Here is a 23,574-nt window from a genome sequence, read left to right as displayed (position 1 = left end):
ACGCACGGACGCAAGGAAGGCGAGGCGGTGAGCACGAACCGGACAGACGGGGCAATCGCGGCGGTGAAGGTCCTCATCCGGATCTATCGTTCGATCATGTTCACCGCCGGCGCCATTGGCATGGCCACGCTCATGGGCGTGGTCGTGGCGCAAATCGTCTGCCGCTATTTTCTGGGGTTCTCGCTGGTCTGGTCGGAGGAGCTAGCTCGCGTGCTCCTCGTCTGGATCACCTTCCTGTTTGCGGCGGTCGCGCTCGAGCGCGGTGAGATCATCGCCGTAGAAAGCCTGATCAACGTCCTGCCGCGCGCGCTGCGGGTGCTCGCCATCCTCGCCGGCGGGGCGGTTTCGCTCTGGGTGGTCTACCTGCTCATCAAGACCGGCATCCGCTACGCCGAGTTCAACGCCGGCCAGGTCATCCCGGCGCTGCAGCTCTCCCGTTTCTGGGTCTATCTATCCGTGCCGGTCGGGCTGGCACTGTTCGAGATCCAGCTCTTTCTCAACCTGATCGTCCAGGTGCGCGAGGCTCTGCGCCCGGACCGCGAGAAGGCCGCATGATCGCATTCGGATCCGCACTGGCTGGTTTCATCGCGCTTGGCGTGCCGATCACGCTGGCGCTGGCCATCGCCGCCGTGGCGTTCGTGGCCTGGAACGATCAGTGGATGCTGCTGGCCGCCTTTCCCCAGCGCATGGTATCCGGCGTCGACCAGTTTGTGCTCCTCACGGTGCCGTTGTTCATCCTCGCCGGCAACCTGATGAACGCCGGCAAGATCACCGACCGGATCATCCGCTTCTGCCAGGTCCTGGTCGGCCGTTTCCGGGGCGGCCTCGGCCTGGTCAACGTCTTCTCAAGCATGCTGTTTTCCGGGGTCAGCGGATCGGCGACGGCGGATTCCGCGGCGCTCGGAACGGTGCTGATCCCGGGCATGAAGCGCGAGGGCTACGGGGTGGAGTTCGCCGCGGCGCTGACGGCCGTAAGCTCCGTCATCGGTCCGATCATCCCGCCGTCCATCGCCATGATCGTCTTCGCCGTCCTGAGCGGAACGTCCATCGCGTCGCTGTTCCTGGCGGGGGTCGTGCCGGGCATGCTGATGGGCGTCGGTCTGATGATCTACACGGTGATCGTGGCGCGGGTTCGTGACTATCCCAAGGAGCCGCCGGCCTCGGTGCGCGAGATCGGCTCCGCCACTGTCGGCGCGCTGCCGGTTCTGCTCCTGCCGCTCATCATCCTCGGCGGCATCCTCAGCGGCATGTTCACCCCCACCGAAGCGGCCGCCGTCGCGTCCGCCTACGCGCTCGTGGTGGGGTTGGTGATCTATCGCACGCTCACGCTCAGGGCGATCACCGAGGTCTTCTACCAGACCTGCGTCACCACGTCGGCCATCCTCCTGGTGGTTGCCATGGCGTCGATTGTCTCGTTCGTGTTCAGCCTCGGCTCGGTCCCGCAGAAGGCGGTGGAACTGATCCTGTCGGTATCGGACAACCGGGTCGTGATCCTGCTTCTGGTTACCGTCTGCCTGCTGGTCCTGGGGGCCATCCTTGAACCGATTGGAGCGTTGATCCTGACGGTTCCCATCCTGCTGCCGCTCGGGGCCCAGCTTGGGCTGGAGCCGTTGCACCTGGGCGTCGTCGTGGTGCTCAACCTGGTGATCGGACTGGCGACGCCGCCGGTCGGGCTCTGCCTGTTCATTGTCTGCTCCATTTCCGGCCTTTCGCTTGGCCGGGTGAGCTGGGCGGCGCTGCCACCGCTTGCAATCTGTCTGCTGGTGCTTCTTCTCGTAACCTTCGTCCCGGATGTCGCCTTGCTGTTGCCGAGGGCGTTTGGGTATTGAGGAGAGACATGGCTACAACCGGTGATGCACCCCAGAGCGCGCGCAAGCCGCGATCGGTCTTTTCCGCCGCATCGGATGGGCGCACCGACGGGCTGCAGACGCTCATCCTCGGCCTCAAGATTATCGAGTATTTCGCGCGCCAGACCGAGCCGGTCGGCGTCACCCAGGTGGCCAATGCGCTCTCGCTGCCGAAGGCGCGGGCGCACCGCTATCTCTCCACCCTGCGCGACATGGGCTACCTGCTGCGCGATCCGGCGACGGACCGCTACAAGGCCGGGTGGGGGCTCTACATCCTGAGCCAGGACGTCAGCCATCACTTCACGCTGACGCGGTTCGCGCTGCCGGTGATGGAGGGGCTGCGCGACGAGATCGACAAGACGGTGGTGCTTTCGACCTATTCCGGCACCGATTTCGTCGTGCTCGACTTCGTGCCCCAGCGCAGCCCGCTGGAGATGGGGCTGCGTCCCGGCAGCCGCTTCAAGGTCAACGCGGCCGCGCAGGGCAAGATTGCGCTCGCCTTCGGCGACGACGATCTGCTTGAACGGGTGATAGGCGAGGGGCTCGGCAAGCTGACTGACCGGACGGTGGACGATCCGGAGGCTTTGAGGGACCAGGTCGCCCGCATCCGCGAGCGGGGCTGGGCCGATGCGCCCGACGAACTCTTTCCAGGCATCAACGCGGTGGCCGTGCCGATCTTCGGCCAGGGCCACCACCTCTTGGGCGCGCTGGCCGCAGTGAGCACGACGGTGGCGATGCCGCCGCCGCCCGGTGCCGAGTTGGTGGCGGCCATTCAGGCAGCGGCCGGACGGATCTCGCAGGCGCTTGGCGTTCCGCCGCAGGGCTGATCTGCCTTAACGGCCTCTCAGTTCACCGTCGAGCCGGAGGGGGCCTCGCGCTGGCCGGCCAGGCGCTGCTCCTCGCGTGCCAGGATGGCGTCCGCCTGAAGCCCGCCGATGCTCTGCGACAGCGCGCTCGGGATCTCGCCCGTCGCCATCAGGCTGTGATAGCGCCCGCAGCACACCCGCAGGAACGAGGTGAAGTTGCCGATGTCGTGATCGGCGTCCATCGCCTCGTGGTAGAGCTTGGTGATGAGCTGGTTGGTGGTCATGGCATCGCGCGCGGCGATCTCGTCCAGCGTGATCCAGAAGAAGGTCTCCATCCGGATGCTGGTGGCGACGCCGTCGATCCGGAGCGACTTGGCGCGGCTTTCCCAGAGATCGCTGCGCGCGCCGATGAACAGCCGGCACATGGCCTGTCTCCCTTTCATGACCGGGTGAAGCGGGAGGCGAGGCCGGTGGTCCAGCCCGTCTCCCGCCCGCGTCGGATGCTACAGGATCGCCATGAACTGCGACAGCCACGCCGGATGGGCTGGCCAGGCCGGCGCGGTCACCAGGTTGCCGTCGGTGACGGCGCCGGTCACCTCGATGTCGGCATAGCGGCCGCCGGCGAGCGTCACTTCCGGCGCGCAGGCCGGGTAGGCGGAGCAGGTGCGCCCCTGCAGCACGCCCGCGGCGGCGAGAAGCTGGGCGCCGTGGCAGATGGCGGCCACCGGCTTGCCGGCCTCGAAGAAGTGACGCACGGCGGCCAGCACCGCCTCGTTGAGGCGCAGATATTCCGGCGCCCGGCCGCCGGGGATGACCAGCGCGTCGTAGGAGGCGGGGTCGATGGCGTCGAACGTGGCGTTCAGCGCGAAGCGGTGGCCCGGCTTCTCCGAGTAGGTCTGGTCGCCCTCGAAGTCGTGGATCGCGGTGGGCACGGTGTCGCCGGCGGCCTTGCCCGGGCAGACCGCGTCCACCGTGTGGCCGCACGCCAGCAGCGTCTGGAACGGCACCATCGTCTCGTAGTCCTCGGTGAAATCACCGGTAATCATCAGAATTTTGGCCATTGTTTCCTCCCTTGGATACGGGAGGACGAGGCTAGCAGCGCGCCGGACGCAGCCGGTGTTAGGGGAATACTACGTCGGCGTGCGCTTGGCTGACGCTCAGCCGCCGGTGACCGCGCCCACGCCGAGGATCCAGGCCGCGGTCACCGCCACGGACACCAGCCCGATGGGCAGCACCGCCCGGGTGAACTCGGTGAAGGTCAGCGTCGGTCCGCCCAGCCGTTCGGCCTGCTGCACGACGATGACGTTGCTGGCGGCGGAGATGATGAAGACGTTGCCGGCCAGCGTCGAGATCGCCGCGAGCATCATCAGCGTGGCGGTGTCGTCGGCGGGCGTGAGCTTCAGGTACATGTCCACCAGCGGCACGTTGGAGAAGACCTGGCTGCCAAGGAAGCTGACCACGGCCGCCACCAGCGGCTCGCCCAGCTCGTCCTGAAACCCGCCCAGGATCGCCTGCAGCGAGCCGGATTCCACCAGCGATCCGGTCACCACGAACATCGCCACGAAGAAGATGAGCGTCGGCCAGTCGGCCTCCTTCAGCACCGTCAGGCGGCCGCGCGAGAAGAGATAGGTCGGCACGGCGGCCGCGCAGGCGATCAGCCCGAGCGGGATCTTCGGGCCGATGCCGAGCGCGTCCATCAGGCTTTCCGCCACCACCAGGACGGCCAGCACGGCCGAGGAGGCGACCGCCGGCCACATCCGCTCGCTGCCGTCGGCTGCCGCTGCAGCCGCCGCGGCCGCCACGGAGCCCTCGCTCGGTGCGATCCAGCGGGTGATCCACCAGACCGACAGCGCCAAGAGCAGAAGCGTCGGCACGAGGAGCCATGCGAGAAAGGTGAGAAGCGGCGCGTCCAGCCGGCCGCTGGTCGCCACAAGCAGGTTCTGCGGATTGCCGATGGGCGTCGCCATGGAGCCGACGGTGACCGCGATGCACAGGCCGATCAGCAGCGGCTTCACCTGAATGCGCGCGTGGGTCGCCAGCACGAAGGCGATGGGCGTGCCGATGATCGCCGCCGCGTCGTTGGTGAGCAGCATGGAGATGAAGGCGAAGGTGAAGACGAAGGCGGCGACCAGCGCGGTTGGCGAGGTGAACCGCGACAGGCGCTCGGCGATACTGTGGGAGACGCCGGAGCGGTAGAGCGCCGCGCCGATGGAGAACACGGCGAACAGATAGGCGATCACGTTCCAGTCGATGGCGTCGAGCGCGTCGGGCGGCGCGATCTCGCCGCTCGCCAGGAGCACGATCGCCCCGGCAAGCATGACGTGCCAGATCTTCAGCCAGGCCGGCAGCCATTCGCGGGCGGCAATCAGCGCGAAGATCGCGCAGGAGACGGCAAGGCTCAGCGACATCGCAAATGGCCCGTCGCGCGACGCGGCGCCGCCGCGAGAGGCCTCATGCCGCCGGCTCCGGGCCGGGCGGGTCTGGCTCTCTGCCCTTCTTCGCGTGCGCCGCCGTCTCCGGCATGAGGAACAGGAACAGGGTGGCGCCCACGACGGCGACCAGCGCCAGCGCGTAGAAGGCGGCGTCGTAACTCACCGCCTGCACGATCTCCTCCGCCACCAGGTTGGACAGCGACGCCCCGACGCCGACCAGCGTTGCCAGCGCGCCCTGGGCCAGGTTGAAGCGGCCGGTTCCGTTGGTGAGGTCGGCGACGATGAGCAGGAACAGAATGGCGAAGATGCCGTTGGCCACCCCGTCGAGCGCCTGAATCGCCACCAGCAGCACCGAGTTGTCGGTCAGCGTGTAGAGGATCGCGCGGATCGGCAGGATGGCGAAGGCCAGGAGGAACAGCGGCTTGCGGCCCCAGGTGTCGGCGGTGGCGCCGCACAGGGCCGCCATGCCGATCATGACGAACTGCGCGGCGATGATGCAGGCGGAGGTGAATGCGATGCCGGTGCCGGAATCGCCGCCCAGCGCCAGCTTCTGGCTGACCAGCGGCAGCATCGCCGCGTTGGCGAAATGGAACAGCGTGATGCAGACGGCAAAGATCAATAGGCTTCGCTCGGCGGCCACCACGGCGAAGCCGGACTGCTTCTTGCCGCTGACGAGCTCGGTGCCGCCCCTGGCGGCGTCGTTATCGATTTCGGAGCCCTTCACCATCAGGGTCGAGACGATCATGCCGACAGCCATGACGGCAATCAGCACGAACACGCCCGCGGTGTAGCCGGCGAGCGCCAGGCCGGCCGCCAGGGCGGCGGCGAACACGTTGCCGCCGTGGTTCCAGGCCTGGTTGGCGCTGGTCTGACGGGTGAACATCTCGCGCCCGACAACGCCCAGCGTGATCGCCGCGATCAGCGGGCCGAGGAAGGCCAGCGCCGCGCCGATGGAGGCCTGCGCCCCGAAGATCACGAACGGGTGGTCCGCGATGACGATCAACAGGGCTGCGGCGCCGACCACGCCGGCGCACAGGACCATCAGTTCGCGCTTGCGGGTCGTCCAGTCGATCAGCACGCCGGCCGGTGTCTGCACCACCACGGTGACGATGGAGCCGAGCGCCAGAACCAGGCCGATGGAACCGGGCTGCCAGTGCAGTTGCGCCAGAAGGTAGATCGCGAGATACGGGCCCAGCCCCGCCGTCACGTCGCCGGCGAAGAAGTTCATGCTGAGCAGCGGTCGGTTCAATCGCCCGGACACGATCGGTCTTGCCCCCTCGTCATGCAGCCGAGGCGTCTCCATAAGGCGGAGGTCGCCCCCGGACACCGCGCCCCCACGCGTCTGTCCGGCTTGCTGGATGGGACCCTAGCGGCAAATGGTGTCGGGGCAACAGCGCTCCCCGTTTTTCGCGGGGCGGCCGGCAGCGCGCGCGGGCGGTGCGGCCGAAGCAAAAGTGTCATGCGCGGGTGCTAGGTGTGAGCTTTCTTCCATCACTCCCCCCGAACCGGAAATCGATCGCCATGAAGATGCTTCTTCTCGCGGCAGCCGCCCTTGCGGCCCTGGCTGCCCCCGCCAGCGCCCAGACCTCCGACGCCGTGTCGGGCAAGCTGGTGCTTTACACCTCGCAGCCGAATGCCGATGCCCAGGCGACCGTCGATGCCTTCAAGGCCAAGCATCCGGACGTCGAGGTGGAGTGGTTCCGCGACGGCACCACCAAGGTGATGGCCAAGCTTGCCGCCGAGTTCGAGGCCGGCCAGCCGCAGCCCGACGTGCTCCTGATCGCCGACACCGTCACCATGGAAGGCCTGAAGCAGGACGACCGCCTGCTGGCCCTGCCGAATGTCGACGTCTCCGCCTACGACCCGGCGATCATGGACGACGACGGCACCTATTTCTCCACCAAGCTCATCACCACCGGCATCGTCTACAACACCGGCGCGGAGATGAAGCCGACCTCGTGGAAGGATCTGCTGAAGCCGGAGGCGAAGGACAAGATCGCCATGCCGTCGCCGCTCACCTCGGGCGCGGCCACCATCCACATGATCGCGCTCACCGGTCATCCCGACCTCGGTTGGGACTACTACGAGGGCCTCGCCGACCAGGGTGCCAACCCGCAGGGCGGCAACGGCGGCGTCTACAAGGCCGTCGCCGGCGGCGAGAAGCTCTACGGCTTCGTGGTCGACTTCCTGCCGATCCGCGGCAAGGCCGACGGTGCGCCGGTGGAGTTCGTCTTCCCGGAAGAGGGCGTTTCCGCCGTGACCGAGCCGGTGGCCGTGCTGAAGACCGCGCAGAACCCGGCCGCTGCCGAGGCGTTCGTTGTGTTCCTGTTGTCGGAAGACGGCCAGGCGCTGGCCGCCAGCCAGGGCTACCTGCCGGCCGACCCGGCCGTGGCGGCGCCGGAAGGCTTCCCGGCCTGCGACGCCATCAAGCTGATGGAGTTCGATCCGGCCGAGGCGCTGAAGAACGATACCGGGTACAAGATGCGCTTCGAGGAAACCTTCGGAGGCTGATTTCGCCTTGGCTTCATCGCTGAAAATCCGCTTCAGGGGCGGCGAGGGGCTCACCCTCGCCGCCCTTGCGCTTGTCGTGACCGTCTTCTGCGGCCTGCCGCTCCTGATGCTGTTCAGGGTCGGGGTGGCGCCCGAGGGCGTGCCCTCGCTCGCCCCGTTTCTGGAGGCGCTCGGCAGCCGCTCCGCCCTCTGGAACTCGGTGGAATCGGGGCTGCTCTCCGCGCTCGTGGCAACCATCGTCGGCACCGCGCTGGCGCTCGCCATCGGCCTCACCAACGTGCGCTGCAAGGGGCCGCTGGTCTTCCTCATCCTCCTGCCGATGATGATCCCGCCACACGTCACGGCCATCGCCTGGATCCAGGCGCTGGGGCCGGCTAGCCCGGTCCTGCGCTGGGTCGGGCTTGCGCCGGAGATCGGCTCCACCCATCCGATCTATTCGCGCGAGGGGCTGGTGACGCTGCTCGCCATCCAGCACATGCCGCTGGTGTTCTTGGTGGTGCGCGCCAGCCTGCGCACCTTCCCGCGCGAGTTGTCCGATGCCGCGCGCATCTGCGGGGCAGGGGCTTTCCGGCTGCTCGCCCGCATCACCCTGCCGCTCCTGGCGCCATCGCTGGTGGCCGGCTTCTCGCTCGCCTTCGTCGCGGCGCTGGGCAATTTCGGCATCAACGCGCTGATCGGCATTCCGGCGCGCTACACCACGCTGCCGGTGCTGATCTGGCGGCGGCTGGCCAGCTACGGGCCGGACGTGCTCGGCAACGTCGCGGTGATCTCCGTGCTCCTCGCGCTGATCGCGCTGGTGGCCGGCGGGCTGCAGCTTCTCGTCCAGCGCCGGATGCGCACCGCGCTGGTCGGCCCGCCGCAGGCGCCACTCGCCATCGATCTCGGCCGCGCCCGGCCACTGGTCGAGGCGGCCCTGTGGGCCGTCGTTGCCGCCACCCTGGTGCTGCCGTCGGTGTCGCTGATCGCCACCGCGCTGGTGAAGACCTACGGCCTGCCGCTCACCGCCGACACCTTCACGCTCGCCAATTTCGAGGAGGTGCTGGTGCGTCAGGAGGTGACGCTGCGCGCCTTCGCCAACTCCACCGCCATTGCCGCCATCGCCGCCGGGGTCATCGCGGTCGTGGCCATCGGGCTTGGCTATTTCCTGACCCTGAAGCGCGGGCCGGCGCGGCGGGTGGCGGGGGTGGTTGCGAGCCAGGCGAATATCGCCTTCGCGGTGCCCGGCCTGGTCGTCTCCATCGCCTTCATCCTGGCCTTCATCCGCCCGGTGCCGGGGCTGGGCGTCAGCCTCTACGGCACGCTTTGGATCATCCTGATGGCCTATCTGGCGGCCTTTCTCGCCATCGGGCTCAACCCGGTTTCGGCCGCCTACGGCCAGATCGACGGGGCGCTCGACGATGCCGCCCGGGTCTCCGGCGCCGGGTTCGGCCGGCGGCTCGGCGCCATCTTCGCGCCGCTGGTGGCGCCGGCCGCGGCGTCGGGCGCGATCCTGGTGTTCCTCACGGCCTACAACGAGGTCACCGTCTCCGCGCTCCTCTGGTCGGCCGGCAACGAGACCATCGGCACGGTAATCTTCAACTACGAGGACGGCGGCTACACCACGCTCGCCGCCGCCATGGCCGCCGTCACCGTCGTCGCGACGATCCTCATCATGACGGCGATGAACGCGCTCGCCCGCCTCGCCCCGCCCGGCACCATCCCCTGGCGGGACTGAGCAATCCCAGGAAAAGTGGGAACCGGTTTTCCGTCCGGGATTGCGGAGTGAGAAACCCAATCCCAGGAAAAGTGGGAACCGGTTTTCCGTCCGGGATTGCGGAGTGAGAAACCCAATCCGAGGAAAAGTGCCCTTGCGGTTTTCCGTCCGGGCTTGCGGTGGGAAGAGTCTTTTTATCCCTCACGCGGAGTTCGCTCCGCTCACCCGCTCCGGGTGGGCGGCCTGACCGGTCTGCGCGCGGTCGCGCGCTGGTGGGAATGGTACGGATGAGCGGTGCCTTTTACTCCGCTCATCCCCGCGCAGGCGGGGATCCAGGGCCGCAGGCCGTCGCCTCGCCTTCGCTGCCTAAAGCGTCACCGGCCGCGCCGCCTCCGCCGGCAATTCGTAATCCCCGAACTGCTCGCGCAGCGCCGTCTTCTTGATCTTGCCGGTGGCGGTGTGCGGGATCTCCTCCACCAGCACCACGTCGTCCGGCAGCCAGAACTTGGCGACCTTGTCGCGCATGTAGTCGATGATCTCCGCCTTGTCCGGCGCGTGGCCGTGCTTCGCCACCACGATCAGCAGCGGCCGCTCACCCCAGGTCGGGTGGCCGACGCCGATCACCGCCGCCTCCGCCACGTCCGGGTGGCCGACGGCAACATTCTCCAGCTCGATGGACGAGATCCACTCGCCGCCGGACTTGATGACGTCCTTGGAGCGGTCTGTGATCTCCATGTAGCCGTAGGGGTCGATGGTGGCGACGTCGCCGGTGTCGAAGAAACCGTCCGCGTCGAGGATCTCGCCGCCGGCGCCCTTGTAATATTCCCGCGCCACCGCCGGGCCGCGCACCTTGAGCCGGCCGAATGTGGTGCCGTCCCAGGGCAGGTCGCGGCCCTCGTCGTCGGTGACCTTCATCTCCACGGTGAGCGCCGGATAGCCCTGCTTCTCCTGCAGGCGGAGCGTCTCCTCCTCCGACAGGTGGCCGAGCTCGGGACGCACGGTGCACACGGTGCCGAGCGGGCTCATCTCCGTCATGCCCCAGGCATGGCAGACATGGACGCCGTAGCGCTCCTGAAAGGCCTCGGTGATGGCACGCGGGCAGGCCGAGCCGCCGATCACCACGCGCCTCAGATCGGGCAGCGCGCCGCCGTGCTCGTCGAGGTGAGCGAGCAGCATCAGCCACACCGTCGGCACCGCCGCCGTCACCGTCACCCCGTAGCGGGTCAGCATCTCGTAGATCGACGCCCCGTCCATCTTCGGCCCCGGCATCACCAGCGCCGAGCCGTTCAGCGGGGCGGCGAAGGGCAGGCCCCAGCCATTGGCGTGGAACATCGGCACCACCGGCATCACCATGTCCTGGCAGCCGATGTTCATCATGTCGACGCCCGACACGGTCATCGCGTGCAGCATGTTGGAGCGGTGCGAGTAGAGCACGCCCTTGGGGTGGCCGGTGGTGCCGGAGGTATAGCAGAGGCCGGCCGCCGTTCCCTCGTCGAAGTCGGCCCAGCGGAAGTCGGCGTCCACCTCTGCGATCCAGTCCTCGTAGGCGACGGCGTTCGGCAGGGCCGTCTCCGGCATGTGGGCGGCGTCGGTCAGCACCACGACGCGCTCCACGGTGGAAAGCTCCCCGGCGATGGCCTCCAGGATCGGCACGAAGGTCAGGTCGACGAAGACGATCTGGTCCTCCGCGTCGTTGATCAGCCAGGCGATCTGCTCGCGGAACAGGCGCGGATTGACGGTGTGGTAGATGGCGCCGAGGCCCAGCAGCCCGTACCAGACCTCCAGGTGGCGCTCGGTGTTCCAGGCGAGCGTCGCCACCCGGTCGCCGAGCCGGATGCCGTCGCGCTCCAGCCGCTTCGCCACCTGACGGGCGCGCCGGGCGATGTCGGCATAGGTGGTGGTGCGGATCGGCCCCTCGACGGAGCGCGACACCACCGGCCGCGCGCCATGGATGGCGGCGGCGTAGTCGATGATCTTGTGGCAGACGAGCGGCCACTCCTGCATCAGGCCCTGCATGGGCGGGTCTCCCTCTGGAAGTGCGCGGTGTCGGCGTCTTCTGGTTTTTCGGGTGAGGGTAGGGAGAACGGGCGGGGGGTGTAAACAAGCAAAGCCCCATCCTCCGCTCATCCCCGCGAAGGCGGCGATCCAGGGCTGCGGGGCGAAGCTTGTCTTTTTGCCCCTCACGCGGAGTTCGCTCCGGCTTCTTTCCGCTCACGCGGAGTTCGCTCCGCTCACCCGCTCCGGGTGGGCGCGCCTGGCTTCTTGAGCCGCAATCGCGGACGGAAAACCGCAAGGGCACTTTTCCTGCGATTGCTTGGCCGGCGCACGGTCGTGCGCTGGTGGGAGAGGTCCGGCAATGCAGAGGTTGGTTCACTCCGTCACCCGCCCCATCCTCCGCTCATCCCCGCGAAAGCGGGGATCCATAGGGCCCATCGACAGGCTTAAACGGAATGCTGGATTACTCCAGAACCCGCCTCAAACCCCGCTCATTCCGGCGAAGGCCGGAATCCAGTTGCCGAGCCTGCTGCATGGGGCGCGGTGGGTTGAGGCCCGTCGCCGATGGCTGCGCGTATCCTCTCAGCCCGTAATCCGAGCGTCCGCCGCAACTGGATCCCCCGAGTTCACGAACGACGTGCAACACGCGGATGCTCCGGCTCCCCCCCCCCACCCCACACGCCATGGCTGTACAGAGGGGTTCCACGGGTTATTCTCCCACCCTGGAACGGGTGCAGAGAGCGCCCGGAGAACACCCGGGGGAGGGGACATGGCCGAGGAGAAGCCCGCGCGCGACAGGGACCGGCATCCGCCCGACGAGGCGCCGGTGATCCGTACCGTCGCCATGCCGGCCGACACCAACCCGGCCGGCGACATCTTCGGCGGCTGGCTGATGGCGCAGATGGACCTGGCCGCCGGCAACGTCGCGGCGCGGCGCGCCAAGGGGCGCTGCGCCACCATCTCGGTGGAAGCCCTGACCTTCCTGTCGCCGGTGCACGTGGGCGACGAGGTCAGCCTCTACGCCGACATCGTCCACACCGGCCGCTCGTCCCTCGGCATCCACGTGGAAGCCTGGCGCCGCCCGCGCGAGCGCGAGGAATGCATCAAGGTGACCGAGGCCAAATTCACCTTCGTGGCGATCGGGGCCGACGGGAAGTCGCGGGCTTTGCCGTGACTCTCCAATCACTAGCCAACTAGGGCTCTCTCTGGAGATTCCAAATCTGTTTGTATCCAACTTCTGCGAGTTCAACGCCTCGATCCGCAATCGATTGGTCGTTCCAGGTTGTCGCCGCTTTTAAGAAATCGTCTAGATATACATGATTATTTGTGGAAAACAATTCTTTCTTCTTTGAGAATTCCTTATCTCCCAACTTTCCATTTAGTTTTTCTCCCACAAGTAATAAATTTCCAATCGCCCCATAGTCGAATTCATCATTGGTCTCTTCTCCTTTTGATTGCGGAAGGATGTGCTCTATCGTAAGCAATGATGAATCAATTACGTTGGGCATGCCGTAATGTTTGGCAATTTTGATTAGAACGTATTTTACAAGGTTTCTTTCTCTGGTATAGTTTGTTCTATAAGTAAGGCGAGAGAACGGGACGGAGAATTCAGTTCTATCAGGTATGCGCTCTGTGAATTTCTCTTTCATATCCCCTAGTAAGTTTGCGAATTCTTGCGAATCTCTGCACGACATGGTGGTTTGGGCGAGTTTGGCATACATATTCGAGACTCCGCCCCCGCCGCGAGATTGAGTGAGGGCGTTAAACTGGAAGGTAAACTTTTCAATCAACTCAAATGCTGCTCGGGTCGTTTTCATGGATATAGTTTGTTTATTGTATTGGGTCATGATTGCCAGCATAAGTGGCGCGGCCTGAGCGACCCCAAATATTCTAATCGCATTTAGGGATTCTTGTATCTGTTTTTCCTGTTTGCTGAATGTCACTTCATTCGGAGCGACGCACTTTATATAAATAGACGATGCGTCTTTGATATCAGAGAGCCAGGCCTTGGCATTTGTTTTCTTGATTGATTTCTTAAAGCTAGAAAAAAGCTTTGCCTTCGAGACTGAAGATTGTCGTGAAAGCCAATAGTGAAGAAGGAATGAGTCGGGATCGATTGATGTCGTCACGCTATTGAGATTCTCGATTATATAATGCCAATCGTCTTTTGCTAAATCAAGGCTTTTCACCGATGGCGTCATTAACCGCATAAAATGATTCTTCAACAAATCAGAAACTCTTAGATCTTTCCCTCTTGTGTTGAGTGTCTCAAAAATTATGTATGCGTCATCTTCGTTGTCTAGTTCGATTGAGATAAAATGCATCTGAAGAATGCAGTCACGAAGATGTTTTAGATAGCTAACAATATCAGTTTTCCGAGATTCGTATTCCGATTTTAGGTGCTGTTGAAGGGCGTTTTGCAGAAAGCGATGTGCGGCCGAAATGCTTTCTTGCTGGGGACCGTCTGGAATTATCGAATCATCAGTTCGTTTCGATTGAATCGCTGATTGCATGTAGCGATCTGGTGGGTCGTGCTCGAGGACAAACCTTTTCTTATTGTCCAAACCTCTTGATTCAATAAGTTCATTAATGGCCTCAGACGGGCCGAATTCGCTATAATCTGCCAGCTTGTCGCGAATTATAGACAGCATAATTGTTATTGTTGTTATTCTTTGTTGGCCATCCACGATTAGTAGGAGGTTCTTTTCCTTTTTGTCTGCGAACACAACTAAGGACCCCATAAAGTATTCAGGATCTGAGCGGTCTTTGAGGTCGTTCCAAAATTCGGTCAGATTGTCTCGATCCCAGTCGTAGGGTCGCTGGAAACGGGGAATCTTGAGAAAATGGCCCCGTAAAACTTCGGAAAGGGTTTTGGAGACGGGAGTAATTTTCATGAAAAGTTGTTCCACTGAATCGGCCGCGCTCATCCGTGTGGAGTATTGCGCGCGTCCCTTCCCCCCTCAACCCTCCCTTAACCCTCCCCTGCTATCCGGGAGTATCGGGTTGATGCCCGGTGTGCCGGCCGCGGGTCCGGGCCGTAACAAAGTGCGGTTGTTCGTGAACAGAAAAGGCGGGGTTCGCGCAAGGCACGTCCCCGATCCTGCCGCAATTGGAACCGAAGCCGGTTGTGCGCGTAGGTCCTTCTGGCGGTTCGTCCGACCGGGCCGTCGCGGATGCAGGAGTAGGGGCCTGGTGCCGACCGGCGAGACAGAGACCGGCGGCGGGTCCCAGTTCAGGGAAGACGACCGATGGCCAGCACCCAAAGCCCCCAGACCGGGACTGCCAAGCCAAACCTTTGCGATCACTACAAGCCGGTGGGCATCCAGGCGGTTTCCGCCGCCGCGTCCTGCCGGGCGCCGGCCCAGCCGGTGAAGACCAGCTCCTGGGTGAAATAAGGGGGAGTATTCTCCCTTTTTTGCCCCTCACGCGGAGCGCGGCTTTTTTCTCGCTCACGCCAGTTCGCTTGCGCTCACGGCTGCGCGGGCGCGGCCTGGCTTCTTGAGCCGCAAAGCCGGACGGAAAACCGCAAGGGCACTTTCCCTGGCTTTGCTCAGGCGGCCCGCGGTCGCGGGCTGGTTGGTGCCATAGCGCCAGGCTGCGCAAAGCGGAGTGCGGGGCTTGTTCCGGCCCTCTTCAGCCTCGCCGTATCCCTCTGCCAGCGGACGACCGTCCGCCGCCCGGTCAGGGCGCGCCCGCGCAGCGGCGAACGAAGTGAGCTCGCGTGAGCGAGAAGCAAACCAGCCCCATCCTCCGCTCATCCCCGCGAAGGCGGGGATCCATAGGGCCTTTCGGCAGGCCCGGGCGGAGTGCTGGTTCACTCCGCCATCAGCCTTATCCTCCGCTCCTTCCAGCTGAAGGCTGGAATCCAGTTGCTGAATCCGCCGCAAGCCGGACGCGGGATGAAGCGCGGGGCGGGTGGCTGCGCCCGTCCATTTCCAGCGTCGCCCCGGTCGATTGCCGTAGCTGGATCCCAGCCTTCGCTGGAACGAGCGGAGAGAGGGGCGGAGGCACCCGTCCCGATCTCCCGAAGGCGCAAGCAGACACGCCCCATGGATCCCCGCCTTCGCGGGGATGAGCGGAGTGTGGGGTTGGCTTCCGGGTGAAACAGCTCCCGCCTCTCCGGACCGCACCAACCAGCCCGCTCCGCGTGAGGGGCAAACAAACCAGCCTCTCCGCCTTCCCCCCATAACCCTCCCCCCACACCCCAATTTCCCCGGTCACAAAAAGCCTTTAAGCAGGTGGGGTTGGCCGGTTCGCCGGCGGGGGCTCATCCGGGGGACTGGTCTTGCTTACCTATTTCGTTCCAGACGGTACCGCGCTGGCGCGCCATGACGGCGCCGAGCACAAGGGGCCGCTGCCGCGCGATGCCATGTGGGTGGACCTGGAAAACCCGACGCCGGCCGACGTGGCCCGGGTGGAGGCCATGGTCGGCGTGTCGCTGCCCTCGCGCCAGGACATGGAAGAGATCGAGAGCTCCAGCCGCTTCTATGTGTCCGACGACACGCTGTTCCTCACCGCGATGCTGGTGCGCATCGTGGAGGGCGGCCAGCCGGCCATCGCGCCGGTCACCTTCATCGTCCGCAAGAAGCGGCTGGTGACGATCCGCTTCGAGGGGCCGCGCGCCTTCGGGCTGGTGGCGGCCAAGGTGCAGCGGCCGAACTGCGGCTGCCATTCCGGCTGTGACGTGATGTTCGAGCTGCTCAACACCGCCGTCGACCGCACCGCCGACATCCAGGAGGTGGTGGCCTCCAGGCTGGAGGAGATCGCCCGCACCGTGTTCGAGACCGGCGTGCGCGAGCGCCGGGGCGATCCGGACGTGCCGGAGGCGATCAAGTCCATCGGCCGGCTCGGCGTCGTCACCCTGCGCATCCAGGACAGCCTGATGAGCCTGGAGCGGATGACGGTGTTCATCAGCCACCACCTCAACGTGGCGGGCCTGTCCGAGCACGACCGCGACGTGGTCGACACCATCCTGCGCGACGTGCGCTCGCTGGCCGAACACGCCGACGCGCTGGATTCCAAGGCGAACTTCCTGCTCGACGCGACGCTCGGCCTGGTCAGCCTGCACCAGAACCAGATCGCCAAGATCTTCTCCGTCATGGCCGTCCTGTTCCTGCCGCCGACGCTGATCGCGTCCGCCTACGGCATGAACTTCGTCGACATGCCGGCCCTGTCGTGGAAGCTCGGCTTTCCCTTCTCGCTGCTGATGATGGTCTCCTCCGCCCTCGCCTCCTGGGCGGTCTTCCGCTGGCGGAAGTGGCTTTAACCTCCTGAACTGGATTTGGCTGCGGAGCCCGCCCCATCCTCCGCTCATTCCAGCGAAGGCTGGAATCCAGTTGCCGAGTCTGCGGCAGGTGGCCGTGTCGGATGAGGCCCGTTGCCGGCGGCTGTGGATATCCTCTCGAGCCCCGGTTCCTGGCTTCCGCCGTTTCTGGATTCCAGCCTTCGCTGGAATGAGCGGAGTCAGGGTTTAATCGGGGCGTTTCAACAACGGTCTCAGACACACCCCGGGACAGGAGGCCTTAAGGCTGAGTCGGCAGATCCGATCGACGGGTCCGGTTTCTCATGCCTCGCCCCACCCGCCGCCCATTCCAGCGAAGGCTGGAATCCAGTCTTTTCTTTCTCGTGCCAGAGGGGATGATGGAGGCGAAGCGGGGTCGAACATGGCCTTCTACGTATATCTTCTTGCAAACCGAAGAAACGGCACCCTTTACCTCGGGATGACCGACGATCTTGCGCGTCGCGTTCACGAGCACCGGGAAGCGATCAACAGGGGTTTCAGCCAGCGCTACGGCGTGAAACAGCTTGTCTGGTACGAGGTGCACGACAGCCGGGAGGCCGCATTCACCCGTGAAAGGCAAATGAAGGCCTGGAAGCGCGGCTGGAAGCTTCGGGCCATCGAAGAGATGAACCCGGATTGGGCCGATCTTTACGAAACGCTCCAGTAGTCGATCTCGTGCGCCGTCCTGTCCCCAACCTCCGCTCATTCCAGCGAAGGCTGGAGTCCAGGGTGTCTTTCGGCAGGCTCCCAGCGCAATGATGGCTTACTCCGAAGCCCGGCGCGGAAGGCTGCTCCTTCCGCCGAAGGCATCTCACCCCGGCTTGCGGGCGACGACGAAGCGGGCGGGGGGCGATTTCGGAAACACCCCCGTCTCGACGATCTCCAGCCCGGCGGCCGAGATCTGCCGGTCCAGCTCCTCGATGGAGACGAACGTCACCTTCGGCGCCTTGCCCACCAGCCCCATGGCCGCGACGAGCACGCCGATCAGCGGCTTGCCGGCCAGGCACGCGGTCTTGGAGATCAGGTGGCCGCCCGGCTTCACCAGGCTGGCGGCGGCGGCCAGGCTCTCCGGCAGGTCTTCGGTCAGGTGGAAGAGGTTGAAGGCGAGCACCGCGTCGTAGGTGGCGCCCGCGGCCGCCGCCTTGTGGATGTCGGCGTGCAGGAAGTCGACGGTGTCCGCGCCGGCCTCGGCCGCCTTGCGCGCGCCGATGGCGAGCATCTCGGAGGAAATGTCACTGGCGGTGATGTGGGCGACGTCGCCGGCGAGCTTCAGCGCCGTCGTGCCGGTGCCGCAGCCGAGCTCCAGCACCCGGTCATCGGCGGAGAGATAGGCGCGGGTGCGCTCCAGCGTGTGCTCGTAGCTGGCCGGGTCGGAGACCGGCCGGGCGGCGTATTTTGCCGAAACCTTGTCCCAGAACGCCTCGGAGTCGCGTGGCATGGTTCCCCCCTCTGCCCGTCACGTGTGTCTGGCCCCAAACCCCTCACGGATCAAGCCATACCTCCTCCACCAGCGCACGACCGTGCGCCGGCCGAGCGAGCGCAGGAAAAGTGGCAACCGGTTTTCCGTTCGCGCTCGCGACGCAGAAAGTCAGGCCGCCCTCGCGGAGCCGGCGAGCGCGAGCGAGCTCGGCGTGAGCGGAATGCCCCCCTCAGGGATAAAGCCGGTCCTTCGTCCAGTCCGCGCCGTCGTCGGCCCGCGAGAACACGATCCGGTCGTGCAGGCGGAACGGCCGGTCGTGCCAGAACTCGATCTGCAGCGGCGTGATGCGGAAGCCCGACCAGTGCGGCGGGCGGGGGATCTCGCCGATGCCGAACTTCGCCGTGTAGCGCGCCACCGCCTTTTCCAGCGCGAAGCGGCCCTCCATCGGGCGCGACTGCTGCGAGGCCCAGGCGCCGATGCGGCTGCCGCGCGGGCGCGAGGCGTAGTAGGCGTCGGCCTCGGCCTCCGACACGGTGGAGACGGGGCCGCGGATGCGCACCTGGCGGCGCAGGCTCTTCCAGTGGAACAGCAGCGCCGCCTTGCCGGAGGCGGTGAGCTCGCGGCCCTTGGCGCTCTCGAAGTTGGTGTAGAAGACGAAGCCCGCCGCGTCGAAGCCCTTCAGGAGCACCATGCGCACGTTGGGCATGCCGTCGGGGTCGACGGTGGCCACCGCCATGGCTGTGGGGTCGTTGATCTCGCTCTCGGTGGCCTCCGACAGCCACGCGCCGAACAGCGCGAACGGGTCGTCGACCTCGGAGAAGTCACCCGCCGTTAACTCCTCGGCCGGCACAGTGTCGAAATCGGTCATGAGGACGGCTCCGTGTACGGTGGCAATGCTTTCGCCCGTTATATAGCGCTGCGGCGTCCGCGCCATCCGGCTGCGGCGATGGCGGTGGCGGTGTGCGTCGCGCTCGGCGGCTGCGGCATGTTCGGGCCGCGAACTGCCATGCTCGCCGGCAACGACGTGACCGGGTCCGTGGAGCCCCAGGTGGAGCAGCTGGCCGAATCGTCGGGCCTCAAGGAGGGCGATCTCGCGGCCCTGGCGCTGGCGCTGGGCGAGGATGCGGCCGGGCCGGACACCGGCCGGACCTGGAACAACGCCGCCCAGGGCACTGGCGGACGCCTCGTCGACGTCACCGACGTGCCGGGACCGGACGGCCATCTCTGCCGCACCTTCACCACCACCGTGAACGCCCCCACCGGCCTGTCGCTTCTCTCCGGCATCGGCTGCCGGCGGGCGGGCGGCGTCTGGGTCATCGACGGCCTGGCCACCGGTCCGGGGTCGGTACCGGAGGCGGCAGAGGGCTGATGCCCTTTCTGGCGAAAGCCGGCGCAATCCCCTATATCGGAAGGCAAGGCGGGCCGCGCCGCGTGGCGCCGGTCGCGCATCCGTTTTTCCAGACCTGGTTTGATCCGAAGCAGCGATGAGAGATCCGTATCACGTCTTGGGGCTCTCCAAGACGGCGAGCGAGGCCGAGATCAAGTCGGCCTATCGCCGGCTTGCGAAGACCTACCATCCCGATCACAACGCCGACGATCCGCGCGCCAAGGAGCGTTTCGCCGAGATCGGTCAGGCCTACGAGATCCTGGGCGACAAGGACAAGCGCGCCCAGTTCGACCGCGGCGAGATCGACGCGGAAGGACGGCCGAAGGGCCATGCCTTCTCCGGTGCCGGCGGCTTCGATCCGTTCGGCGGGGGCGGCGGCTTCGGCGGGTTCGGTGGCGGTCGCGCCCGCAGCGCGCGCTTCGGCGGCGGCGCCGGTCCGGACATCGACGACATCCTGCGCGAGTTCATGAGTGGCGGCGGCGCGGGTCGCGGTGGCGCCGGCGCGGGCCGCACGTGGAAGTCGGCCAGCGAGCCGGGCCGGGACGCCGAGGCCTCGGTGTCGGTCACGCTCGAAGAGCTGGTGCGCGGCGACAAGGTCCGCGTGGAACTGCCCACCGGCAAGAGCCTGGCGATCTCGGTTCCCGTCGGTGTGACGCCGGGCCAGCAGGTGCGCCTGCGCGGCCAGGGCTATCCGAGCCCGACCGGCGCCAAGGCGGGCGATGCGCTGGTCACCATCGCCATCGCGCCGCACCGGCTGTTCACGGTGGCCGGCTCCGACCTGAAGCTCGACCTGCCGGTCTCCCTCGACGAGGCGGTGCTGGGTGCCAAGGTGCGGGCGCCGACGCTGGAAGGCGCGGTGGACCTGACGGTGCCGGCCAACACCTCGGGCGGCAAGGTGCTGCGGTTGCGCGGCAAGGGCCTGCCGAAGACGCTGGGCGGTCGCGGCGACCTGCTGATCACGCTCAGGATCGCGCTGCCGGACGACGGCGACGAGGAGCTCGAGGCGCTCATGCGGCGCTGGCGCGAGCGCGGCGGCCCCGATCCCCGCAAGGACCTCAAATAGGCCGCACCGCCCCGCGCCTCAGGGGCTCGTGGGCGAGCGTGGCGGCGGTCCGCGCGACGAGCTCCACCAGGTCGTGCTCGCGCGCTCCCGGCCGCAGGCCCGGCTCCGGCACGTGGATAAACACCACCGGCGGGCGCGGCGCCTGCGTGCGCGACCAGTCGAGCGCGGTCAGGTAAGCCGCGTTGCACAGATAGGCGCCGGGATCGTCGGACTGCGCAACATTGCGCAGATTCGCGCGCGATAGCGCAGTTCTGAGCCGGTCCACGTCCACCTCGGTGTGCCGGGCTGCGCGGTGTGCGTAGAGGCCTAATTTCCTTTTGAGTTTCGCGCCCAGCGCGTCGGCGAGGCCGGTTTCTGCGCGGGCGTGCGCAGTCCGCTCGAACCGCGCACTGCGCGCCCGAACGGCGACGCCGGTCATCACCACGACATCGGGTCGGTGCCGCGCAAGCAGGGTCGGCAGGCGCGCCAGCATGCCCCATTCGGTCGGCAGGATTTCGGTGGCGACGACGCCATGCCCGGGCATCCGCGCGAGCCGGCTCGCGGCGGCGGCCATGATGCGCTGGGTGGGGTTGATCGGAACGCCGGGGAAGGGGCCGAAGCCGGTCAGCAGGATGCGCGGCGGTCGGGCCGGACGGATCCGGCCGAGCGGTTTGTTGCTACCAAGGGCGTTGCGGGGCTGCTTCATGGCGGATGGGTTGGTCTGTCCTCGCGATCCCGGACGGAATGCCGGTTCCGGCTGGGTCCGAAACCGATTCAGACCTCGCCCAGACCGAGCATCCGGGTGATCTCGTCGGCCGCCACGGTGGCGGCGACGTCGCCGCCGGCGACCGCCGTTTCAAGCTCGCCGACCCGCGCCCGGACATCGGTCCGGTGCTGGATCGCCGCCATCATCTGCTCGCGGATCATGGTCCACATCCAGGCCACCTGCTGACGGCGGCGCTTGTCGTCGAAGGCGCCGGACTGCTCGCCGTTGAGCCGATGGTTGAGCACCTCGGTCCACAGAAGGTCCAGCCCGTCGCCGGTGAGGCCGCTGATGGTCACCACCGGCGGCCGCCAGGAGGCATCGGGCGAGGTCAGGATCTGCAGGGCGCTGCGATACTCCGCCGCCGCCTGCCGGGCACGGGGCGCGTTGTCGCCGTCGGCCTTGTTGACGGCGATGATGTCGGCGATCTCGATAACGCCCTTCTTGATGCCCTGCAGCTCGTCGCCGGCGCCTGGCAGGCCGAGCACCAGAAAGGTGTCGACCATTTCGGCGACGGCGGTCTCCGACTGGCCGATGCCGACCGTCTCGACGATGACCACGTCGTAGCCGGCCGCCTCGCAGAGAAGCATGGTCTCGCGGGTTCGCGCCGCCACGCCGCCCAGGGTTCCCGCCGAGGGGGAGGGGCGGATGAAGGCGTTGGCGTCGACGGCAAGCCGCTCCATGCGGGTCTTGTCGCCGAGAATGGAGCCCCCGGTGCGGGTGGAGGACGGGTCGACGGCAAGCACTGCGACCCGGTGACCCTTCTCCGTCAGCAGGGTGCCGAGCGCGTCGATGGTGGTCGACTTGCCGACGCCGGGCACGCCGGTGATGCCCAGCCGGACGGCCTTGCCCGTGTCGGGCAGCAGGGCCTGCAGGATCGCACGGGCGCGCCGGCGATGATCGACCTTCTTCGATTCCACCGTGGTGATGGCGCGCGCCAGCGCGGCGCGCTGACCGGAGCGGATGCCATCCAGAAGCCGGTCCGTTTCCGGATCTTCGCCGGAGGAAGGGGGCGTGTCGCGATCGCTTGTCATGGGCAGGAACCAGTCTCCCGGATTCGGCCGGACCGCGACACCCCGCGTCTGCCGCGGATCAGGGTTTCCAGACGATGCGCTGCAGCTCGGCCTTCTTCAGGTCGCTCGCGCTCGGCAACGAGTCGAACGGGCCGCGGTAGCCGGGGATCGCGAACACCAGCGTCACGTTGTCCGCGCCACGCGCCGGGCAGACGGCCATGCCGCGCCACAGGTTGCGGCCAACGCGGCAGGACGAGCGGCTGACGCCGGCCTGGGCGAGCGACATGCCGATGCGCTCGCCGTTCGGGCCGGTAAGGTGCTGGGTCACGCCGTGGATCTCGCCGATCTTTCCGCCCGATCCCTTGTAGAGCTGGATCACCATGATGCCGTCGCGATAGGCGGCCAGCGTCCAGGCCGTGCTGTTCTCGCGGGCTGCCGTGATGCCGCGCACTTCGGCCCAGGGCAGGGCCTCCTTGATGGCGGCCTCGGAATATCGCGTCGAGCCGTTCACGGGGCCGGCGCCACTCTCGGTGATGGTGAGGTAGGTTTCGGTGGAGTAGGTCGGGCCACCGCCGGACACACAGCCGGTGAGCACGAAAGCCAGGGCGGCGATCAACGCGATCCGCATGGAAACTCCTGATACGATGTCATTCGTGGTTGCCCGTGCCGACGGGGCCGGGCGACGCCGCGATCGGGAAGCGGCGGGCGGGAACTGAACCGTCAATCCGTCACGATTTCAATGGGCTGGCGCGTGTGGAAGACGCCCGTCTCGGCAAAGCGTTCCTTGTAGAGCGCCTTCAGCGTGCCAAGCTTCTCCGCAGCCTCGGGCGTGTCCGGGTGCACGAGGATGAGGACCTTCGTGGTCTCGCCGAGCATCGGTAGGGGCTTCGTCGAGGCGCCCTGCCCGTAGGCGGACAGCACCGTCAGACCGTCGGGGAAGCGCGGCGCGATTTCGTCCGCGACGAAGGTCGCCCATTGCTGCTCGCTCACCCCGCCATCGGGGCTTTCCAGCCCGAAATAGACCGTCGACTGGACCATCGGACTATCCGACTGGGCGAGCGCGACACGGGGGGCAAGGGGCGAGAGAAGAAGAGCGCCGGCAAGCGCGGCGGCAAACATCAAACGGGACATGACACCCTCCGAGGCAGCGGCTTCATGCCCGTTCCATTAACATTCTTTCACGCGGTTGCGGAACGGCCCAGCGCAAACGCGGGCTGGAACCGTCGTTGCGGCAGAGCTATCCTTGGGACGACGGCCCGGGGATGGCCGGCAGCTCGCGTCCGGCTTGGACATGGCGAACATCTCCCATCCTTCTGACGCTGCCGTTTTCGACCCATGGGCGAAGACGTTGGCAACGCGAGCACCGACGATTTCCTTCGCCGTG

At 66.4% G+C, this 23,574-nt stretch carries 23 protein-coding genes; 11 read left to right on the top strand and 12 right to left on the bottom strand.

Features of this window, described 5'->3' with window-relative positions:
* Positions 1-27 precede the first annotated feature (27 nt).
* From C507_RS20405 to C507_RS0105195, 3 genes are read left to right on the top strand one after another with little or no spacing between them, the layout of a single operon-like run.
* A complete protein-coding gene (locus C507_RS20405) occupies positions 28-555 on the top strand; it encodes a TRAP transporter small permease (protein WP_018698609.1) in 528 nt (175 codons plus the stop codon).
* Positions 552-1,829: a TRAP transporter large permease gene (locus C507_RS0105200; protein WP_018698608.1), complete on the top strand. Its 1,278-nt coding sequence runs from the start codon at positions 552-554 to the stop codon at positions 1,827-1,829. The genes C507_RS20405 and C507_RS0105200 overlap by 4 nt, the downstream gene beginning before the upstream one ends.
* An 8-nt stretch (positions 1,830-1,837) precedes the next feature.
* Positions 1,838-2,674, top strand: a complete 837-nt coding sequence (locus tag C507_RS0105195; protein WP_018698607.1) for an IclR family transcriptional regulator — start codon at positions 1,838-1,840, stop codon at positions 2,672-2,674.
* A gap of 17 nt (positions 2,675-2,691) precedes the next feature.
* On the opposite strand, the gene C507_RS0105190 is transcribed toward C507_RS0105195, so the two are convergent.
* From C507_RS0105190 to C507_RS20400, 4 genes are all read right to left on the bottom strand, one after another.
* On the bottom strand, positions 2,692-3,078 hold the full coding sequence (locus C507_RS0105190; protein ID WP_018698606.1) for a ribbon-helix-helix domain-containing protein: 387 nt from the start codon (positions 3,076-3,078) through the stop codon (positions 2,692-2,694).
* 78 nt (positions 3,079-3,156) lie between these two features.
* A complete protein-coding gene (locus C507_RS0105185; RefSeq protein ID WP_018698605.1) occupies positions 3,157-3,714 on the bottom strand; it encodes a DJ-1/PfpI family protein in 558 nt (185 codons plus the stop codon).
* A gap of 96 nt (positions 3,715-3,810) precedes the next feature.
* The gene (locus tag C507_RS0105180; protein WP_018698604.1) at positions 3,811-5,061 is read right to left on the bottom strand and encodes an ArsB/NhaD family transporter; all 1,251 of its coding nucleotides are present in this window, start codon (positions 5,059-5,061) and stop codon (positions 3,811-3,813) included.
* Positions 5,062-5,104: 43 nt separating this feature from the next.
* Positions 5,105-6,313, bottom strand: coding sequence for an MFS transporter (locus tag C507_RS20400; protein ID WP_245559651.1), 1,209 nt, complete (start codon positions 6,311-6,313; stop codon positions 5,105-5,107).
* A 293-nt stretch (positions 6,314-6,606) separates the two neighbouring features.
* Between C507_RS20400 and C507_RS0105170 the strand changes: the two genes are divergently transcribed.
* Entirely contained in the window at positions 6,607-7,596 is a 990-nt protein-coding gene (locus tag C507_RS0105170; RefSeq protein ID WP_018698602.1) for an ABC transporter substrate-binding protein, read from the top strand.
* A gap of 7 nt (positions 7,597-7,603) precedes the next feature.
* Positions 7,604-9,310, top strand: a complete 1,707-nt coding sequence (locus C507_RS0105165; protein ID WP_018698601.1) for an ABC transporter permease — start codon at positions 7,604-7,606, stop codon at positions 9,308-9,310.
* 345 nt (positions 9,311-9,655) lie between these two features.
* On the opposite strand, the gene C507_RS0105160 is transcribed toward C507_RS0105165, so the two are convergent.
* Positions 9,656-11,305 (bottom strand): long-chain-fatty-acid--CoA ligase, encoded by a 1,650-nt coding sequence (locus tag C507_RS0105160; protein ID WP_018698600.1) that lies wholly within the window; start codon positions 11,303-11,305, stop codon positions 9,656-9,658.
* Between the two features lie 748 nt (positions 11,306-12,053).
* Here C507_RS0105160 and C507_RS0105155 point away from each other — a divergent pair.
* A complete protein-coding gene (locus C507_RS0105155; RefSeq protein WP_018698599.1) occupies positions 12,054-12,458 on the top strand; it encodes an acyl-CoA thioesterase in 405 nt (134 codons plus the stop codon).
* A 19-nt stretch (positions 12,459-12,477) separates the two neighbouring features.
* Here C507_RS0105155 and C507_RS22695 read toward each other — a convergent pair whose 3' ends face one another.
* Positions 12,478-14,178 carry a DUF262 domain-containing protein gene (locus C507_RS22695; protein ID WP_169508947.1) on the bottom strand — a complete coding sequence of 567 codons (1,701 nt, stop codon included), beginning with the start codon at positions 14,176-14,178 and terminating at the stop codon, positions 12,478-12,480.
* 354 nt (positions 14,179-14,532) lie between these two features.
* Here C507_RS22695 and C507_RS23010 point away from each other — a divergent pair, with 354 nt between their 5' ends.
* The 3 genes from C507_RS23010 (at position 14,533) to C507_RS0105140 (ending at position 17,232) form a co-directional block, all read left to right on the top strand.
* Positions 14,533-14,679, top strand: a complete 147-nt coding sequence (locus C507_RS23010; protein WP_018698598.1) for a hypothetical protein — start codon at positions 14,533-14,535, stop codon at positions 14,677-14,679.
* Between the two features lie 890 nt (positions 14,680-15,569).
* Positions 15,570-16,550: a magnesium transporter CorA family protein gene (locus tag C507_RS0105145; RefSeq protein ID WP_018698597.1), complete on the top strand. Its 981-nt coding sequence runs from the start codon at positions 15,570-15,572 to the stop codon at positions 16,548-16,550.
* 397 nt (positions 16,551-16,947) lie between these two features.
* Complete coding sequence (locus C507_RS0105140) at positions 16,948-17,232, top strand: GIY-YIG nuclease family protein (RefSeq protein WP_018698596.1); 285 nt, start codon at positions 16,948-16,950, stop codon at positions 17,230-17,232.
* Positions 17,233-17,376: 144 nt separating this feature from the next.
* On the opposite strand, the gene C507_RS0105135 is transcribed toward C507_RS0105140, so the two are convergent.
* Both C507_RS0105135 and pdxH read right to left on the bottom strand, forming a co-directional pair.
* The gene (locus tag C507_RS0105135; protein WP_018698595.1) at positions 17,377-18,003 is read right to left on the bottom strand and encodes a class I SAM-dependent methyltransferase; all 627 of its coding nucleotides are present in this window, start codon (positions 18,001-18,003) and stop codon (positions 17,377-17,379) included.
* Between the two features lie 211 nt (positions 18,004-18,214).
* The gene (gene pdxH / locus C507_RS0105130) at positions 18,215-18,835 is read right to left on the bottom strand and encodes a pyridoxamine 5'-phosphate oxidase (RefSeq protein WP_026318861.1); all 621 of its coding nucleotides are present in this window, start codon (positions 18,833-18,835) and stop codon (positions 18,215-18,217) included.
* A gap of 30 nt (positions 18,836-18,865) precedes the next feature.
* Between pdxH and C507_RS0105125 the strand changes: the two genes are divergently transcribed.
* Positions 18,866-19,354 (top strand): RT0821/Lpp0805 family surface protein, encoded by a 489-nt coding sequence (locus tag C507_RS0105125; protein WP_018698593.1) that lies wholly within the window; start codon positions 18,866-18,868, stop codon positions 19,352-19,354.
* 115 nt (positions 19,355-19,469) lie between these two features.
* The gene (locus C507_RS0105120; protein WP_026318860.1) at positions 19,470-20,435 is read left to right on the top strand and encodes a DnaJ C-terminal domain-containing protein; all 966 of its coding nucleotides are present in this window, start codon (positions 19,470-19,472) and stop codon (positions 20,433-20,435) included.
* On the opposite strand, the gene C507_RS20395 is transcribed toward C507_RS0105120, so the two are convergent.
* From C507_RS20395 to C507_RS20390, 4 genes are all read right to left on the bottom strand, one after another.
* Positions 20,428-21,120: a pyroglutamyl-peptidase I family protein gene (locus C507_RS20395; RefSeq protein WP_018698591.1), complete on the bottom strand. Its 693-nt coding sequence runs from the start codon at positions 21,118-21,120 to the stop codon at positions 20,428-20,430. The genes C507_RS0105120 and C507_RS20395 overlap by 8 nt on opposite strands.
* Positions 21,121-21,188: 68 nt before the next feature.
* The gene (meaB, locus tag C507_RS0105110) at positions 21,189-22,211 is read right to left on the bottom strand and encodes a methylmalonyl Co-A mutase-associated GTPase MeaB (protein WP_018698590.1); all 1,023 of its coding nucleotides are present in this window, start codon (positions 22,209-22,211) and stop codon (positions 21,189-21,191) included.
* Positions 22,212-22,269: 58 nt separating this feature from the next.
* Entirely contained in the window at positions 22,270-22,818 is a 549-nt protein-coding gene (locus tag C507_RS0105105) for a DUF1131 family protein (RefSeq protein WP_018698589.1), read from the bottom strand.
* 92 nt (positions 22,819-22,910) lie between these two features.
* Complete coding sequence (locus C507_RS20390; protein WP_051089700.1) at positions 22,911-23,321, bottom strand: DUF3574 domain-containing protein; 411 nt, start codon at positions 23,319-23,321, stop codon at positions 22,911-22,913.
* Positions 23,322-23,574: the final 253 nt, after the last annotated feature.

The organism is Amorphus coralli DSM 19760 (assembly GCF_000374525.1).
GTDB lineage: Bacteria > Pseudomonadota > Alphaproteobacteria > Rhizobiales > Amorphaceae > Amorphus > Amorphus coralli.
Note: the sequence above shows the minus strand (reverse complement) of the source record. Positions and strands in the feature narration are given on the sequence as shown.